Annotated in this window: 14 protein-coding genes; 13 read left to right on the top strand and 1 reads right to left on the bottom strand. The window is 41.0% G+C overall.

Features of this window, described 5'->3' with window-relative positions; translation table 11 throughout:
* Nucleotides 1–136: 136 nt before the first annotated feature.
* The 3 genes from cysS (at nucleotide 137) to ade (ending at nucleotide 3,923) form a co-directional block, all read left to right on the top strand.
* Nucleotides 137–1,597 carry a cysteine--tRNA ligase gene (gene cysS / locus NTU69_03910; protein ID MCX5802673.1) on the top strand — a complete coding sequence of 487 codons (1,461 nt, stop codon included), beginning with the start codon at nucleotides 137–139 and terminating at the stop codon, nucleotides 1,595–1,597.
* A complete protein-coding gene (locus NTU69_03905; GenBank protein MCX5802672.1) occupies nucleotides 1,597–2,148 on the top strand; it encodes a pyruvate ferredoxin oxidoreductase subunit gamma in 552 nt (183 codons plus the stop codon). The genes cysS and NTU69_03905 overlap by 1 nt, the downstream gene beginning before the upstream one ends.
* Before the next feature lie 149 nt (nucleotides 2,149–2,297).
* Nucleotides 2,298–3,923 (top strand): adenine deaminase, encoded by a 1,626-nt coding sequence (ade, locus tag NTU69_03900; protein ID MCX5802671.1) that lies wholly within the window; start codon nucleotides 2,298–2,300, stop codon nucleotides 3,921–3,923.
* A 41-nt stretch (nucleotides 3,924–3,964) separates the two neighbouring features.
* Here the strand turns inward: ade and NTU69_03895 are convergent, their stop codons facing one another.
* On the bottom strand, nucleotides 3,965–6,778 hold the full coding sequence (locus tag NTU69_03895) for a PAS domain S-box protein (GenBank protein ID MCX5802670.1): 2,814 nt from the start codon (nucleotides 6,776–6,778) through the stop codon (nucleotides 3,965–3,967).
* 364 nt (nucleotides 6,779–7,142) lie between these two features.
* Here NTU69_03895 and rpsB point away from each other — a divergent pair, with 364 nt between their 5' ends.
* The 10 genes from rpsB to NTU69_03845 form a co-directional block, all read left to right on the top strand.
* Nucleotides 7,143–7,943, top strand: coding sequence for a 30S ribosomal protein S2 (gene rpsB, locus NTU69_03890; GenBank protein MCX5802669.1), 801 nt, complete (start codon nucleotides 7,143–7,145; stop codon nucleotides 7,941–7,943).
* Nucleotides 7,943–8,548, top strand: coding sequence for a translation elongation factor Ts (tsf, locus tag NTU69_03885; GenBank protein ID MCX5802668.1), 606 nt, complete (start codon nucleotides 7,943–7,945; stop codon nucleotides 8,546–8,548). The genes rpsB and tsf overlap by 1 nt, the downstream gene beginning before the upstream one ends.
* A 1-nt stretch (nucleotide 8,549) precedes the next feature.
* Complete coding sequence (pyrH, locus tag NTU69_03880; GenBank protein ID MCX5802667.1) at nucleotides 8,550–9,257, top strand: UMP kinase; 708 nt, start codon at nucleotides 8,550–8,552, stop codon at nucleotides 9,255–9,257.
* A gap of 2 nt (nucleotides 9,258–9,259) precedes the next feature.
* A complete protein-coding gene (gene frr, locus NTU69_03875; GenBank protein ID MCX5802666.1) occupies nucleotides 9,260–9,817 on the top strand; it encodes a ribosome recycling factor in 558 nt (185 codons plus the stop codon).
* Between the two features lie 11 nt (nucleotides 9,818–9,828).
* Entirely contained in the window at nucleotides 9,829–10,548 is a 720-nt protein-coding gene (locus NTU69_03870) for an isoprenyl transferase (GenBank protein ID MCX5802665.1), read from the top strand.
* Nucleotides 10,549–11,346: a phosphatidate cytidylyltransferase gene (locus NTU69_03865; protein MCX5802664.1), complete on the top strand. Its 798-nt coding sequence runs from the start codon at nucleotides 10,549–10,551 to the stop codon at nucleotides 11,344–11,346.
* The gene (dxr, locus tag NTU69_03860) at nucleotides 11,343–12,494 is read left to right on the top strand and encodes a 1-deoxy-D-xylulose-5-phosphate reductoisomerase (GenBank protein ID MCX5802663.1); all 1,152 of its coding nucleotides are present in this window, start codon (nucleotides 11,343–11,345) and stop codon (nucleotides 12,492–12,494) included. The genes NTU69_03865 and dxr overlap by 4 nt, the downstream gene beginning before the upstream one ends.
* Nucleotides 12,487–13,551 carry an RIP metalloprotease RseP gene (rseP, locus tag NTU69_03855; GenBank protein ID MCX5802662.1) on the top strand — a complete coding sequence of 355 codons (1,065 nt, stop codon included), beginning with the start codon at nucleotides 12,487–12,489 and terminating at the stop codon, nucleotides 13,549–13,551. The genes dxr and rseP overlap by 8 nt, the downstream gene beginning before the upstream one ends.
* Nucleotides 13,541–14,230 carry a tRNA (adenosine(37)-N6)-threonylcarbamoyltransferase complex dimerization subunit type 1 TsaB gene (gene tsaB, locus NTU69_03850; protein ID MCX5802661.1) on the top strand — a complete coding sequence of 230 codons (690 nt, stop codon included), beginning with the start codon at nucleotides 13,541–13,543 and terminating at the stop codon, nucleotides 14,228–14,230. The genes rseP and tsaB overlap by 11 nt, the downstream gene beginning before the upstream one ends.
* A gap of 175 nt (nucleotides 14,231–14,405) precedes the next feature.
* The coding region (locus tag NTU69_03845; protein ID MCX5802660.1) for a site-specific integrase at nucleotides 14,406–14,791 on the top strand (386 nt) is incomplete at its 3' end.

Here is a 14,791-nt window from a genome sequence, read left to right as displayed (position 1 = left end):
CCAGAGGGCCCTTATGTGATACCTGTTTACAGGCCTGACAACAAATGCGGGCATGATATTTAACAGCATCGGAAATACTGCTAATACAAAGTAAATTTTGACAATATATTACACGCTGTGTTAAAAATACGGGTACATGGGGATAAAGGTCTATAACACATTTTCAGGAAAAAAAGAGGAGTTTAACCCTCTCAGTGAGAATTCGGTTAAATTATATGTTTGTGGTGTGACAGTCTATAGCCACTGTCACATTGGTCACGCGAGAAGCGCAATTGTATTTGATACGATATATAGATACATCAAAGCAAATGGTTATGATGTTGTATACGTAAAGAATTTCACAGATATCGATGATAAAATAATAAAAAGGGCTCACGAAGAGGGTATTTCCTGGAAAGATGTAGGGGAAAAGTATATAGAATCCTTTTATGAAGATATGGAGGCCTTAAATATTTTAAGACCTACCTATGAACCAAAGGCAACTGAACATATAGATGATATGATAAGTCTTGTAGAGACACTCCTGAAAAAGGGGAACGCTTATAAGGTCAATGGTGATGTTTATTTCTCTATTGAAAGTTATAAGGGATACGGTGAACTATCAAAAAGAACACCGGAAGAAATGATGGCAGGAGCAAGGGTAGAGGTAAATGAAAGAAAAAGAAACCCCCTTGACTTTGCCCTCTGGAAAGAATCAAAAGAAGGGGAACCATCCTGGATAGCCCCTTTCGGAAAAGGCAGGCCTGGCTGGCATATAGAATGCTCAGTGATGAGCACTAAATACCTCGGCAACCCATTCGACATTCACGGGGGAGGCAAGGACCTGATATTCCCCCATCATGAAAATGAAAGGGCCCAGACAGAATCGGCAACAGATGCAAAATTTGTTAATTACTGGATTCACAATGGCTTTGTGAATATTGAAAGGGAAAAAATGTCAAAATCTATCGGGAATATATTGCTGATAAAGGATTTTATCAAGGATTACCACCCTGAAGTGCTGAGACTCTTTTTTCTCTCAACCCACTATAGAAACCCCGTTGATTACAATGAAAAATCTATTGAGGATACCAATAGTGCGCTCCACAGACTCTACTTTACCCTTGAGAGGGTTTTTGAAATGGGAAAGGCAAGAGAGGTTGTACCCAGGCAATACATGGAAGCTGATGAGCTTGAAAAAAAATTTTACGGGGCAATGGATGACGACTTTAATACTGCCCTCGCCTTATCATACATTTTTGAGCTCTCAAAAATTCTGAATAAAATGTTAGACGAACAAGGTAGCGAGATTGCTTCATTTATTGTATATACAAATCATGTTCTCATTTCACTTGCAAACATCCTCGGGCTTTTGAAAGATGATTTAAATACATTCGCATCACATGAAAAAATGCAACATCTAAAGCGTATCGGTCTTGACCCTGCCATCATTGAAAACACAATAAGGGAAAGGATTGAGGCACGAAAAAACAAGGATTACAAGAAAGCAGATGAGATTCGAGATATGCTTGCAAATAAGGGCATAATTTTATTGGATACACCAAAAGGTACAGAATGGAGAATAAAGAATATATCTATAACGAAAGGAGAGGATTAATGATAGAGGTCAGGTTTCATGGAAGAGGCGGTCAAGGAGCAGTAACCTCAGCGGAGATCATCGCACAAGCAGCTATCAAAAAAGGTCTTTATGCTCAGGCATTCCCGAGTTTTGGTCCAGAAAGAAGAGGGGCTCCGGTTCAGGCATTTTTAAGGGTTTCTGACAAGCCTATCAGATTGAGGTCAAAGGTATATAAGCCAGATCACGTTATCATATTAGATTCAACACTGCTTGGTGCCGTAAACCCAACCGATGGTTTAAAAAAAGAGGGTTTTGTTATCATAAACTCAAACAAATCTGCAGACGAGCTCAAAAAAATTTTTCCTGGCCACAATATTGCTTATGTTGATGCATCAAAAATAGCAAGGGAGGAACTCGGTGTACCCATAACAAATACTACAATGTTGGGCTCCCTTATTAAAGCAACAAATGTTGTTGATATAGAGGCATTAGAGGAACCTATAAGGAATAGGTTTGGAGTGGTTGCACAAAAAAATATCAACGCGTACATGCGGGCATACAAAGATACGGTGATTATCAAAGCAGGATAGCCGCTTATATACGATGGACGACCACTCATCCCGCAAATTGCAGAATTCGTTCGGACGACCACTCATCCCGTGTGTACACGGGACTCATTAGGACGTATGAAAATTCGTCCCTCGTCCCGTATAGCGATCATCCCTCGTCCTTCTGAAGTATGAAAGTATCCGGTAACATAGTCGATGTCTTGAATTCAAAAATATTCTCCGGAATTATAGAGATAGAGAATGACAGGATTACGAGTATCACAAGAGATGATAAGCATTATAATACATTTATCATTCCGGGTTTCGTAGACTCCCATGTCCATATTGAAAGTTCTATGTTGATACCATCCGAATTTGCAAGACTGGCGGTAATATACGGTACTGTTGCTACAGTGTCTGATCCCCATGAAATTGCAAATGTACTTGGCATAGAAGGCGTTAGATATATGGTGGAGAATGGCAAAACTGTATCTTTCAAATTCTATTTCGGCGCACCGTCCTGTGTCCCTGCAACGTCTTTTGAGACGGCTGGTGCTTCCCTTAGCTTTGCTGAAGTGGATAATTTACTCAGCCATAATGAAATAAAATATCTGAGCGAAATGATGAATTTCCCTGGCGTCTTAAATGACGACCAGAATGTCATAAAGAAGATAAGGGTTGCAAAGAAATACGGTAAAAATATTGATGGTCACGCCCCTGGCTTAAGAGGAAAGGCACTCGAAAAATATATCAGCGCAGGCATAACTACCGACCACGAAACCTTTCAGTTCGATGAAGGGGAAGAAAAATTGTCCTTGGGTATGAACCTCCTTATTAGAGAAGGCTCTGCTGCAAAAAATTTCGATACTTTAAGTCCTCTTATATTAAAATCTCCCGGGCAATGTATGTTTTGCAGCGACGATAAACACCCGGATGATCTGGTTAAAGAACATATCAATGAATTAGTAAAAAGGGCGCTGAGAATGGATATTGACATAATGACCGCATTACGGTGTGCCTGTGTTAACCCTGTTATACACTATGGACTCGATGTTGGGTTACTCCGAATAGGTGATTATGCAGATTTTATCGAGGTAGATAATTTTAATATGCTTAATATTCTAAGGACATATATTAATGGAAAAATAGTTGCAGAAAATGGCAAAACATTATTGCCCCACTTATTATCAGTACCCCATCTGAATAAGTTTAAAGCAGAAGAAAAGGAGGTAGCTGACTTTGCCGTAAAAGCAACAGGCAGCAGGATGAACGTTATCGAGGCAATAGACGGCCAGGTAGTTACCGGAAGAATCCAGGTAACGCCCAGATTCTCTGGCGATAATGTTGTCTCTGATGTTGAGAGGGATATTTTAAAACTAACTGTGGTGAATCGCTATGAGGATATCAAACCCGCAATCGGCTTCATAAGAAACTTTGGTTTGAAAAAAGGTGCGATTGCCTCATCGGTTGCACATGACTCTCACAATATAGTAGCCGTGGGCCTAACAGACAATGATATATGTAATGCTGTAAACCTGATTATCAAACACAGGGGAGGATTAGCTGTTGTATATGATGGTTTTAAGGAAGTGCTTCCGCTACCCATTGCCGGACTCATGACTGATGAAGATGGTTTTAGTGTTGCAGATCAATATTCTAAGCTCGATAAGTTTGCCAAGCATCTGGGGTCACACCTTAGAGCCCCATTCATGACACTGTCGTTTATGGCTCTTCTTGTGATACCAAAACTAAAGTTAAGTGACAGAGGTTTGTTTGATGGAGAACAGTTCAAATTCACCGATCTTTTTATACCATAGGATACACAATTCGTGTGGAGTTTAGAACTCAGAATTTGTTATTACGAACCATTCACAGTTTGTAAAAATAAATCCACCAGTTCAGGGTCAAACTGAACCCCTGCAAATCTTTTGAGTTCAGATATCGCTTCCTCATGAGACATAGCCCTGCGGTAGGGACGATCATTGGTCATAGCATCATAGGCATCGGCTATTGTGAGTATACGGCACTCAAGTGGAATGTCTTTCCCTTTAAGACCAAGGGGATAGCCCTCACCATTCCACCATTCGTGGTGTTTGAGAATCCAATCAGCAATTGGAACAAGGTCAGGGGCGGATTGTGCAATGCGGTGTCCTATCTCGCTGTGTCTCTTCATTTCCACAGTTTCATCTTGGTTAAAAGGAGCAGGTTTTAAAAGAATGTGATCTGGTATGCCCACTTTGCCTATATCATGGAACTGTACAAAAAGACGTAAATCATTTATGTTGCGCTCCGACATTCCAATAGTAGTAGCTACTGTTACCACCATCTTCTGAAGACGCTCCAAATGACCTTCATTTATAAAGTCTTTTTCTACTATTGTCTTCATGAGTGTCTGAACAATTGCGTTGCGTGCATTTTTGCTCCTGTACAGCTTTTCCCTGTACATATTGTGATCAGCCTCTGTATAGAGTTCAGCCATACTTGAAGACGCCCCATCCCTTGTCGCAAACCCTAAGGATATACTCAGTAATAACTCAGATTCTGCCTCATTATATTTCGTAACAGCATCTAAAATCCTGTTACAGAGATTCTCAACTACTGGCCTTGGACTGTTTGGAAGGAGCACTACAAACTCATCACCACCAACCCTTGAAACAACATCACTTCCACGAAAGGACTCCCCGATAACACGTGTTGTTGCCAAAAGTAATTCATCTCCCTTGTCATGCCCAAGGGTGTCATTTATAAGCTTAAGTCCGTCAATATCACACATGATCAGACCTATTGGATCAAAACGTCCACTCTCGAGGCGCCGCATCTCTTCTTCAAAGTAGACACGATTATAGAGGCCCGTTAAGGAATCATGAAGGCTCAAGTATCTTAGTTTTTCTTCCACCTGCTTGCGGTCAGTGATGTCTCTTAAATAGGCTAAAAAAGCTGACTCTCCAAGATATATAATATTTGCAACAGAGGTCTCAATATAAACAGGTTCCCCATTCTTTTTGACCCCTTTAAATTCGTACATGGAAGGGGATTCTTCTCCTTTCCGCCTCTTGCGATCTATATCAATCACCATTTCCACATCATCAGAATGAACCATCATTGTTGAAGGTTTCCCCACGATTTCATCAGGATAATTGTAACCGAAAATTTCCACCAATCTTTGATTAACAAATAAAAGGGTGCCTCCCTTAATAATTGCTACCCCATCATTCGAGCGTTCAATTGCAGTTCTGTATCGTTCTTCTGACTCCTTCAATTGAGATTCTGCATACTTTCTTTTTGTAATATCAAACATCGTCACTATTTCAGCAGGTATCCCTCCCAATAATGTAGACCCTGCAGTAATATTAACCCACTTCTCCTCTCCCCCTTTGGTGATGATCTTAATTTCATAATTAGTGGCAGAAGCAAATTCACCACGGAGACGCATTAGCCCTCGTTCTCTGATTAAATTCTGAAAGTCCGGATGCACTCTGTCCCAAAACTTCATCTCTACCAGTTCTTTTTTAGAGAAACCTGTAATACTCTCTGCAGCAGGATTGGCGTATATGAACGCTTCTCCCTGATAAATCAATATACCTATAGAGGTTGTTTCAGCAAAGGCTCTAAATTTTTGCTCACTCTCTGCCAATTCCTCCTGTGCCTTCTTATGTTCTGCTATTTCTTCAAGTAATTCAGCATTCGCCTTTCTTAATCTTTCCTCGCTCTCCTCCAGTAGCTTTTTGGAGACCGTTGTTGACCCTAACTGTGCTACCATCTTGTTAAAATCTTCGTTTAATTCCCCCACATCGCCGGAAATAGATGGCTCTAATCTCACATTGAAATCGCCCTGATTGACTGCACTTGTTACCTCCCTTAGCTGGGTAATGGCCCTTGAAAAATACGTGCCAATAAAATAAGCCAATATGGAAATAAATAGAATTCCAAAACCCATACATATGAGTCCCATATTCCTAAAGGATTGTATGAGTTTATCTACTGTTGTTATGAGACAGTAGGCTGTACTACGATTCGCATCATGAGCTGCTTTTATAGGAGAAGTGAATTCATCTATATAGGTAGTTGCCGCAATGCTTAGCCTTACACCGTTAAAGGTCTTTTCCTTAAGGGGCGCAATATACATGAATTTCTGGCGTATTTTCCCATCAGGGTCTTTCCAGTTATAATATCCACTTGAATTTTTTCCACCCAAACTGGCTTTCATAATAGCCCAAAACTCGGGCAGTTTATCAGACAGACTGTGCAGGTCTAAATTTTCAATTTTTGGATCTTTATGAAAACGGTTGATATCGGTATTAGATTCCTGTACGGCTGTATATCCTGTCTTACCTACTGGCTGGATAGCTATCTCTCTGAACTGAAGGTTTTTCTGCAAATCCTGAAGCGTCATTTCTGGATTGCCCTGAATGTATAAGTCTAACTGAAGGGCAACACTAAGTGCCTTCTGGCGTATATTTTCCTCAGCCATCTGTCGCAATATCTTTTCACTTTGCTGCCATTCTTCCTTGCTTCCCTGTTGAATTGCTTCATCAATTTTAGAGTGAAATTCACTCCTATAAACACCCAGCAACACACTAAATATAGTGATTGGAATCAAGCCTGATATAAATGTCATTACAATCAAGCGGTAACTGAATTTCTTCGGCAATATATTTTTTAAAAAAAGCACTATAATCTCCCCTGTAGTTAATTACTTATTTCATAAGGCAAAAACTGGATTACTTTTTACCTTCAAAGGGCAACATCCGTAAAAAATTGTTTGCCACAGTTTATCAAAGTAAAGAGAAAAAGTCATCGAGAAATATTAGCCCATAGCACTTAAGGGCATGAAGCAGATGGCTTTTGGTCAATTGGCAATTGTTTGAACCTTTTTTTCTAAAACCATGGAACTGGCAGATTTCTGTTGAAATATTTGAACTTATATGATAATTAAAAGGCGTAATTATTTTGCACGTCTTTCAATTAGCAACAGGGTGCAGAAAATCTGTCTGTTGCTAAAGAGCGAAAGGCGGAAGAATAACCAGGAGGTTCGAATGTCTAATTTAACCATCAAACAACTTCTCGAGGCAGGTGTACATTTTGGACACCAGACAAAAAGGTGGAATCCTAAGATGAAGCCTTACATATTTGGTGCGAGAAATGGCATATACATTATTGACCTTCAGAAAACCTTGAAAATGTTCAAAGAAGCCTATAATTTTGTGAAAGAGGTGGCGTCCCGTAATGAGTACATCCTCTTTGTGGGCACAAAAAAACAGGGTCAGGAGGCTATTGGGGAAGAGGCAAAGAGATGCGGTGCCTTCTATGTAAATGTGAGATGGCTTGGCGGCACAATGACAAACTTTCAGACTATAGAGAAAAGCATTGATAGACTGAGGAAATATGAAGAACTGAAAGGTAGTGATATATTCAAAGTACTCCCCAAAAAAGAGGCTATCGGTATTGACAGGGAGATATCAAAGCTGGAGAGGAATATAGGTGGGATAAAAGGTATGGAACGCCTGCCAGGTGCCCTCTATATAGTCGACCCAAAAAAGGAATACATTGCGGTAAATGAGGCAAAAATACTTGGTATACCAACAGTCGGCATTGTGGATACAAACTGCGATCCAGACGATATAGATTTTATTATCCCGGGTAACGACGACGCAATAAGGGCTATTAAACTTATCACCATGAAGATAGCTGATGCCGTACTTGAGGGAAAAGCACTTTATATTGAGGAGTTTCAGGGTAAAGACGAACAGGCAGAAGAACCTAAACCCTTTGTTGATGAAAGTCTGATCGAAGAAAAATACGAAGAATACGTCGATAATCAGGAAGGAGAACATTGATGGAGATAACTGCAGAACTTGTGAAAAAATTGAGAGAAAAGACCGGCGTAGGGCTGATGGATTGCAAAGATGCATTAAAACAGTCCGCGGGTGATATGGAAAAGGCAATTGAGTATTTAAGAGAAAAAGGGCTTGCAAAATTACAGAAACGTATGGGGAAGCTTGCGTCAGAGGGTTTAGTTGCATCCTACATCCATACAGGTGGAAAGATTGGGGCCATGGTTGAGGTGAACTGTGAAACAGATTTTGTTGCAAATACAAAAGAATTTCAGGATTTTGTGAAAGATATCGCCATGCAGATTACCGCATCCAATCCACTTTATATAAAAAGAGAGGATATTACAGAGGAAGTGAAGGAAAAGGAGAAAAATATATACAGAAAACAGGCCCTTGAATCAGGCAAACCTGAAAAGATTGTTGATAAGATAGCCGAAGGAAAAATGGAGAAGTTTTATCAGGAGGTGTGCCTTATTGAGCAATCCTTCATAAAAAATCCTGACCTTACCGTGAAGGAGCTTCTTGAAGAACTCGTGATAAAGCTGGGTGAGAATATAGTGATAAGAAGGTTTGTCAGGTTCCAGCTCGGGGAGACACTCGAAGAATAGCATGAAATATAAAAGGATTCTTTTAAAATTGAGCGGTGAAGCCCTCATGGGAAAAAATGGTTACGGAATAGACCCGGGCACTGTAAGGGATATATCGCTTCAGATAAGGGGCTTAAAGGAAACCGGTGCAGAGATTGCAATCGTTGTAGGTGGTGGAAATATATACAGGGGCATAAGGGCAGAGAAACAGGGTATAGACAGGGTAACGGGTGATTACATGGGAATGGTTTCAACAGTCATAAACGCCTTTGCCCTTCAGGATACACTGGAAAAATTGGGTTTACCCACAAGAATACAAACAGCGCTCCAGATGGAAGACATTGCAGAACCATACATCAGGAGGAAGGCTGTAAAACACCTTGAAAAGGGCAGAATTGTAATATTCGCCTGCGGAACCGGGCACCCTTATTTTACGACAGACACCGCTGCCGCTTTACGGGCCCTTGAAATTAATGCAGATGTAATCTTTAAGGCTACAAAGGTAGATGGCGTATACGATAAAGACCCTGAAATTCATAAGAATGCAACGTTTTTTCATGAAATCTCATATAGAGAGGTTCTCAAAAAGGGCTTAAAGGTGATGGACGCAACAGCCATAACCCTTTGCATGGAAAATAATCTTCCCATTGTTGTATTTAATATAAAAGGTAAGGATACCATGAAAAGGGTAGCCCAGGGAAAACATATCGGGACTATCGTGAGGAGGTAAGCATGAAGAGTGAAATACTTGGAGAGCTTGAAGAAAAACTAAAGAAATCACTTGCTACTCTTAAAAAAGACCTTTCAAAACTAAGAACAGGTGTTGCATCGGTTTCACTTCTCGAAGATATAAAGGTTACCTACTATAATCAGCCCACCCCGCTCAACCAGATCGCAACAATTAGTGTACCCGACAGCAGGACAATAACTATACAACCATGGGACAATTCCATTATAGGCGAGATTGAGAAGGCAATCCAGAAGTCAGATCTTGGGGTAACCCCGATATCAGATGGGAAGATAATCAGACTTGCCTTCCCAAAACTTACGGAAGAGCGGAGGAAGGAGCTTACAAAAGTCGGTGGAAAAATGCTTGAAAATACCAAAGTGGCAGCGAGGAATATAAGAAGGGATATAAATGAGAAGCTGAAAAAGATGGAAAAGGACAAACTCCTGTCACAGGACGATTTGCACAAACACCAGGAAGACGTTCAGAAACTTACCGATAAATATATTGAAATGGCAGATAAGACATACTCAGACAAAGAAAAAGAGATCCTGGAGATCTGAAAAAATATCTCATGTATGGTTTAAAGAATATTAAGCTCCCGAGCCATGTTGCAATCATTATGGATGGTAATGGCAGATGGGCAAGACAGAGAAACCTCCCGAGGGTTGAGGGCCACATACATGGCATGGCGTCTGTACGGGATATAGTTACCACTACTACTGAACTAAATATACCGTATCTCACACTTTACGCATTTTCCAAGGAAAACTGGTCAAGACCGAGGGAAGAGGTAAAGAAACTACTTGAGCTTTTAGAGGTTTACCTTGAGAAGGAATTCCCTTTGATGATGGAAAAAGGTATAAGGTTCAACATGATAGGAGAAAAAAAGGATTTTCCCAGGAATTTACAACTGAAACTGAATGATGTGACAAAAAAAACAGCAAAAAACAAAGGTCTCTTTCTGAACATTGCTTTGAGCTATAGTGGAAGGAAGGAGATTATAAGTGCTGTGAGGAAAATTCTGAAAGATGTGAAAAAGAATCCTGCAAGAAAGATAGACGAGAGGGCATTTAAAAAGTACCTGTATACAAAGGATATGCCAGACCCGGATTTCCTTATTAGAACAAGCGGTGAGATGAGGCTAAGCAACTTTTTGCTCTGGCAGATGGCATACACAGAAATATATGTAACGGATACTTTATGGCCTGATTTCAGAAAAGAGGCATATATAGAAGCGCTCAAGGAGTTTGGAAGAAGAGAGAGAAGATTTGGAAGCGTAAAGGAAGATTAGGTGGAAGAACTTAAGAAAAGGGTGTTAGCTGCTATATTTTTGGCCCCTCTGATAGCATTTCTGTTTTATTTTTTGCCACATAAGTGGTTCTTTGTATTTCTGTCCCTTGTTTCACTAATTGCCATGTTTGAGCTTGTAGTGATGGCTGACATAAGAGAGTCATACCTGGTGCTATTTCTTGCAATGATTTCCCTTATCCCCCTTTATCAAAAATCTCTTAACACCTATCTTCTGTGGATCCTTTTTTCTCCTGTGATTTTTATGTTTATAAAATTTTTGAGAGGAGAAGGCAGATACGAAAACATTAATAGAGACACTATAAGGGGCATAAATACCATGCTTTTGTGTGAGGTATTCATACTCCTCCCCATATTCTACCTTTACCTGTTGAAAGAGATAGGCAGGTATTTTCCGCTGATTCTTCTTCTCGCCCTGTGGGCGAGCGACACATGTGCGTACTTTCTGGGAAGCACCTTCGGAAAAAGGCTTCTTGTCCCGCGTATCAGCCCTCACAAAACCTATGAAGGCCTGTTTGGAGCAATAATGGGAAGTACGATCGTTATTATGCTATCAAGCAAGTTGCTGGGCATGGGCATTCTGGAATCATTGATTATAGGTGTTGCCATCGGGATACTTGCACAGATGGGGGATATATTTGAATCCATTGGTAAAAGGGTGTGCGAAGTAAAGGACTCCTCAATCCTTATACCTGGCCATGGAGGCATTCTCGATAGAATAGACAGCTTTATCTTTACGACACCATTCTTATACCACTATCTATCAGGCATAAAAGGATGAAAAAAAAGGTATTGATACTTGGCTCTACCGGCTCTATAGGGAGAGCAACCCTCGAGGTAATAGAGAATCAGAAGGACTCATTTGAAGTATTTGGTCTTGCCTGTAAAGGGAACATAGAACTGCTGAACGCCCAGATTAAGAAGTTCAAGCCCGGATATGTGTGTGTATATGATGAAAATATGAAAAAAGGCATAGGTTTTGATAAGGCACGTATACTCACAGGCATCAGGGGCATAAAAGAATTGATAGATATGGACGAAGAAATTGTGGTAAACGCCTTACCCGGCAGCATTGGTCTCGAGCCAACCGTACATGCATTGAAATCCCATAAAGTCCTTGCCCTCGCAAATAAAGAGAGCCTTGTCATGGCAGGAAGGATCATATCAAGGCTGGTTAAAGAGGGTACATCAACCCTCATCCCTGTTGATAGTGAACACTCTGCCCTTTTCCAGCTCATGAGGACTATCAAGAGAAAAGAACTGAAAAATATTATCATCACTGCATCGGGTGGTCCGTTTAAAGATTATAGAAAAGAGGATTTGGAACATGTAACATCAGAAGAGGCGCTTAATCACCCTACCTGGAGGATGGGAACAAAGGTCACGCTCGATTCCGCAACCTTGATGAACAAGGGCTTGGAGGTAATCGAGGCAAGATGGCTATTCGACATAAAGCCACCCAATATAAATGTCCTCATCCATCCGGAAAGTATAGTCCATGGTATAATTGAATTGGTTGACGGTTCCTTTATATCATATATGGCATATCCTGATATGAAGATACCTATCTCTTTTGCAATAAACGAAGGAAAAAGATGTCCTTTACCCTTCGGCAAATTGAATTTAAAGGAGTTTTCTCAATTGAGCTTTTACCCTCCAGATACAGACAGGTTCCCATCGTTAAAACTTGCATTTAATGCCCTCGAAGCGGGGGATGGTGCCCTTGTTGCAATAAACGCCTCCAATGAAGTTGCATCAAAGGCGTTTATAGAGGGAAAAATAAAATTCACCGATATACCGATATTCATAGAAGAAACACTTGAACACCACCCAAGGGTACCGGTGATTGAAGATATTGAAACTATATGGGAGATTCATAAATGGGCACAGAAATACACAGAGAAAAAATTGGGGAAACTTTATGCTTAATATACTGTATGGCATAATCGCTTTGAGTTTACTTATTCTTGTTCATGAACTCGGCCATTTTCTTGTTGCAAAGATTGCAAATGTGAAGATATTAACCTTCTCCCTGGGATTCGGGAAAAAGCTCTTGAGCTACAAAAAAGGGGAAACCGAATATGCAGTGTCCCTCGTACCCCTTGGGGGATACGTAAAGCTTTTAGGTGAATCCCCTGATGATGAAGTAAAGGAAGAAGAAATCCACAGATCCTATGCACATAAACCACCCCTTGTAAAAATTCTCATTGCATTTACGGGTCCGCTCTTTAACATACTCTTTGCCTTTGTCCTTTTCTATCTTGTATTTCTAAGTGGATATAGCGTACTTTCCACAAAGGTCGGGGGTGTAGAAAAGGGTTACCCGGCCTATGAGGCAGGTATTAAAGAAGGGGATATTATTACCCGTATAGAAGGGAAAGGCATAGAAGAATGGGGGGATCTCATGGGGGCAATGGCAGAGGCCCCATACCGTCCCCTGAAGTTCACCGTCAAAAGAGGCAACACATCTATAGATGTAATGGTGATGCCAAAAGAGATTGAAAGTAAGAATATCTTTGGCGAAACCATAAAACGAAAGGTCATAGGCGTTATTGCCTCAAATGATTTTTTCACAAAGAAAGAAACCCTTGCAGGGGCTACTTCGAAGGCGTTTTACCAGACCTATAATCTTTCAAGGATAACAATAGTCGGGATTGTAAAGTTGATAGAGGGCAGTATCTCACCAAAAAATATCGGTGGCCCCCTATTAATTTTAGAGATGGCAGGGAAACAGGCAAAGGAGGGCAAAAAGAACCTTATATACTTTATCGCCCTCATCAGCATCAACCTTGGAATTATTAATCTTTTCCCAATCCCCATCCTTGATGGAGGGCATATACTATTTCACGTGATAGAGATTGTCACAAGAAGAAGAATGTCTGAGAAGTGGGTAGATATTTCACAGAAGATTGGCATGGGGATTCTCGTCGCCCTCATGGTACTTGCATTTTTTAACGATATAATGAGAATGTTTTATGGAAAATAGGCTTGTCCTCGGGGTGGATAACTCCATTGATTTTCTTAATATTGCTATCTCCATCGAAGAAAAACTCATAGAGGAAAGGAATATAAGAGGCAAAAGGGCACCTTCCGAGACCTTACCAGTGGAAGTCTCGCACATTCTTTCAGACCATGGATACACAATTGACAATATATCTCTTATCATAGTAACCCTGGGGCCGGGGTCTTTTACAGGCATAAGGGTGGGGCTTGCCTTCTGTAAGGGATTAAGTATCGGGAAAGGCATTCCCTTAATCGGTGTGCCGACACTCGATGTACTGGCCTTGCCATTGTCATTTATGGAGGGGTATTATCTCTGCCCTATGATCGATGCAAAAAAGGGTGAGGTATTTCTCTCACTCTACCACATATCCGGTGGAAATATCGAAAGGCTTATCGATTACCAAGCAGTGAAACCCAGAGATCTGGGTAGTGTGGTTAAAACACCCTGCGTATGCTTTGGAACAGGTGTTGCCCTGTGTGAAGAAACCCTTTCATCCATTGATGGTGTAAATATGATAAAGGATGCATTCTACAGGATATCAGGCGAAACCTTAATAAAGGAAGGTTTAAAGAGGGCGGCACAGACCGGGCAACATGATTTAAATCCCATTTACGGGAGAAGGTCAGAAGCAGAGATCAAGTTCGGCGTGAAGATTGTGTAAAAGAGTTTTCGATTTCTATAATGACAGCCTTAACCATAACACCTACAAAGTTTTTATGTCGATGCGCCCCAGAAGACAATGATTACGAAAAGCTATACGTAACAAAAGTGATTGACCATTAGAACCGCTAAAGGTCATTATCTAACCTGCTTTTTCTCAAGAAAAAGGAGGAGAAATGACTCAAGCAAGGTCGATTGTCAGTACGCCGCTCAGTCGTGAAGTCGAGGCAGTACATAGTGCCCCGCGGACTGCCATTGATAGTATTCTCAAGAAGCTCACCAGGATAGAACTGCCGGGCAAGGAACATCTTGAAGACTACATGCGCCACAAGTGGCGACTCTACCATAAGCCCAGAACGTTTTTAAGCTCCTTCGGATCCATCGTGTCCTTCCTTGCCTTTTATCAGGCCTCAGGCAAGGACCGACTCGAAGAGGTCATGCGGGAGGATCTCGAGGCCTTCATCGAACACGAGCAAGACCGGGACATGAAGATCACGACGGTAAAAACAAAGCTGGCATGCATTGTTGCCTTTCTACGCTTCCTTATCGAGCGGGACATTAT

It is taken from the genome of Pseudomonadota bacterium (genome assembly GCA_026388215.1).
Taxonomy (GTDB): Bacteria; Desulfobacterota; Syntrophorhabdia; order Syntrophorhabdales; family Syntrophorhabdaceae; genus JAPLKF01.
The sequence above is the reverse complement of the archived record's forward strand: the minus strand, read 5'-3'. Positions and strand labels throughout refer to the sequence as shown.

What these genes read in the sequence shown, in the direction of transcription:
- NTU69_03870 (MCX5802665.1), top strand. Translation starts at nt 9,829, where the DNA reads ATGTATGGTTTAAAGAATATTAAGCTCCCGAGCCATGTTGCAATCATT.
- rpsB (MCX5802669.1), top strand. Translation starts at nt 7,143, where the DNA reads ATGTCTAATTTAACCATCAAACAACTTCTCGAGGCAGGTGTACATTTT.
- rseP (MCX5802662.1), top strand. Translation starts at nt 12,487, where the DNA reads ATGCTTAATATACTGTATGGCATAATCGCTTTGAGTTTACTTATTCTT.
- tsaB (MCX5802661.1), top strand. Translation starts at nt 13,541, where the DNA reads ATGGAAAATAGGCTTGTCCTCGGGGTGGATAACTCCATTGATTTTCTT.
- dxr (MCX5802663.1), top strand. Translation starts at nt 11,343, where the DNA reads ATGAAAAAAAAGGTATTGATACTTGGCTCTACCGGCTCTATAGGGAGA.
- tsf (MCX5802668.1), top strand. Translation starts at nt 7,943, where the DNA reads ATGGAGATAACTGCAGAACTTGTGAAAAAATTGAGAGAAAAGACCGGC.
- NTU69_03905 (MCX5802672.1), top strand. Translation starts at nt 1,597, where the DNA reads ATGATAGAGGTCAGGTTTCATGGAAGAGGCGGTCAAGGAGCAGTAACC.
- frr (MCX5802666.1), top strand. Translation starts at nt 9,260, where the DNA reads ATGAAGAGTGAAATACTTGGAGAGCTTGAAGAAAAACTAAAGAAATCA.
- pyrH (MCX5802667.1), top strand. Translation starts at nt 8,550, where the DNA reads ATGAAATATAAAAGGATTCTTTTAAAATTGAGCGGTGAAGCCCTCATG.
- cysS (MCX5802673.1), top strand. Translation starts at nt 137, where the DNA reads ATGGGGATAAAGGTCTATAACACATTTTCAGGAAAAAAAGAGGAGTTT.
- ade (MCX5802671.1), top strand. Translation starts at nt 2,298, where the DNA reads ATGAAAGTATCCGGTAACATAGTCGATGTCTTGAATTCAAAAATATTC.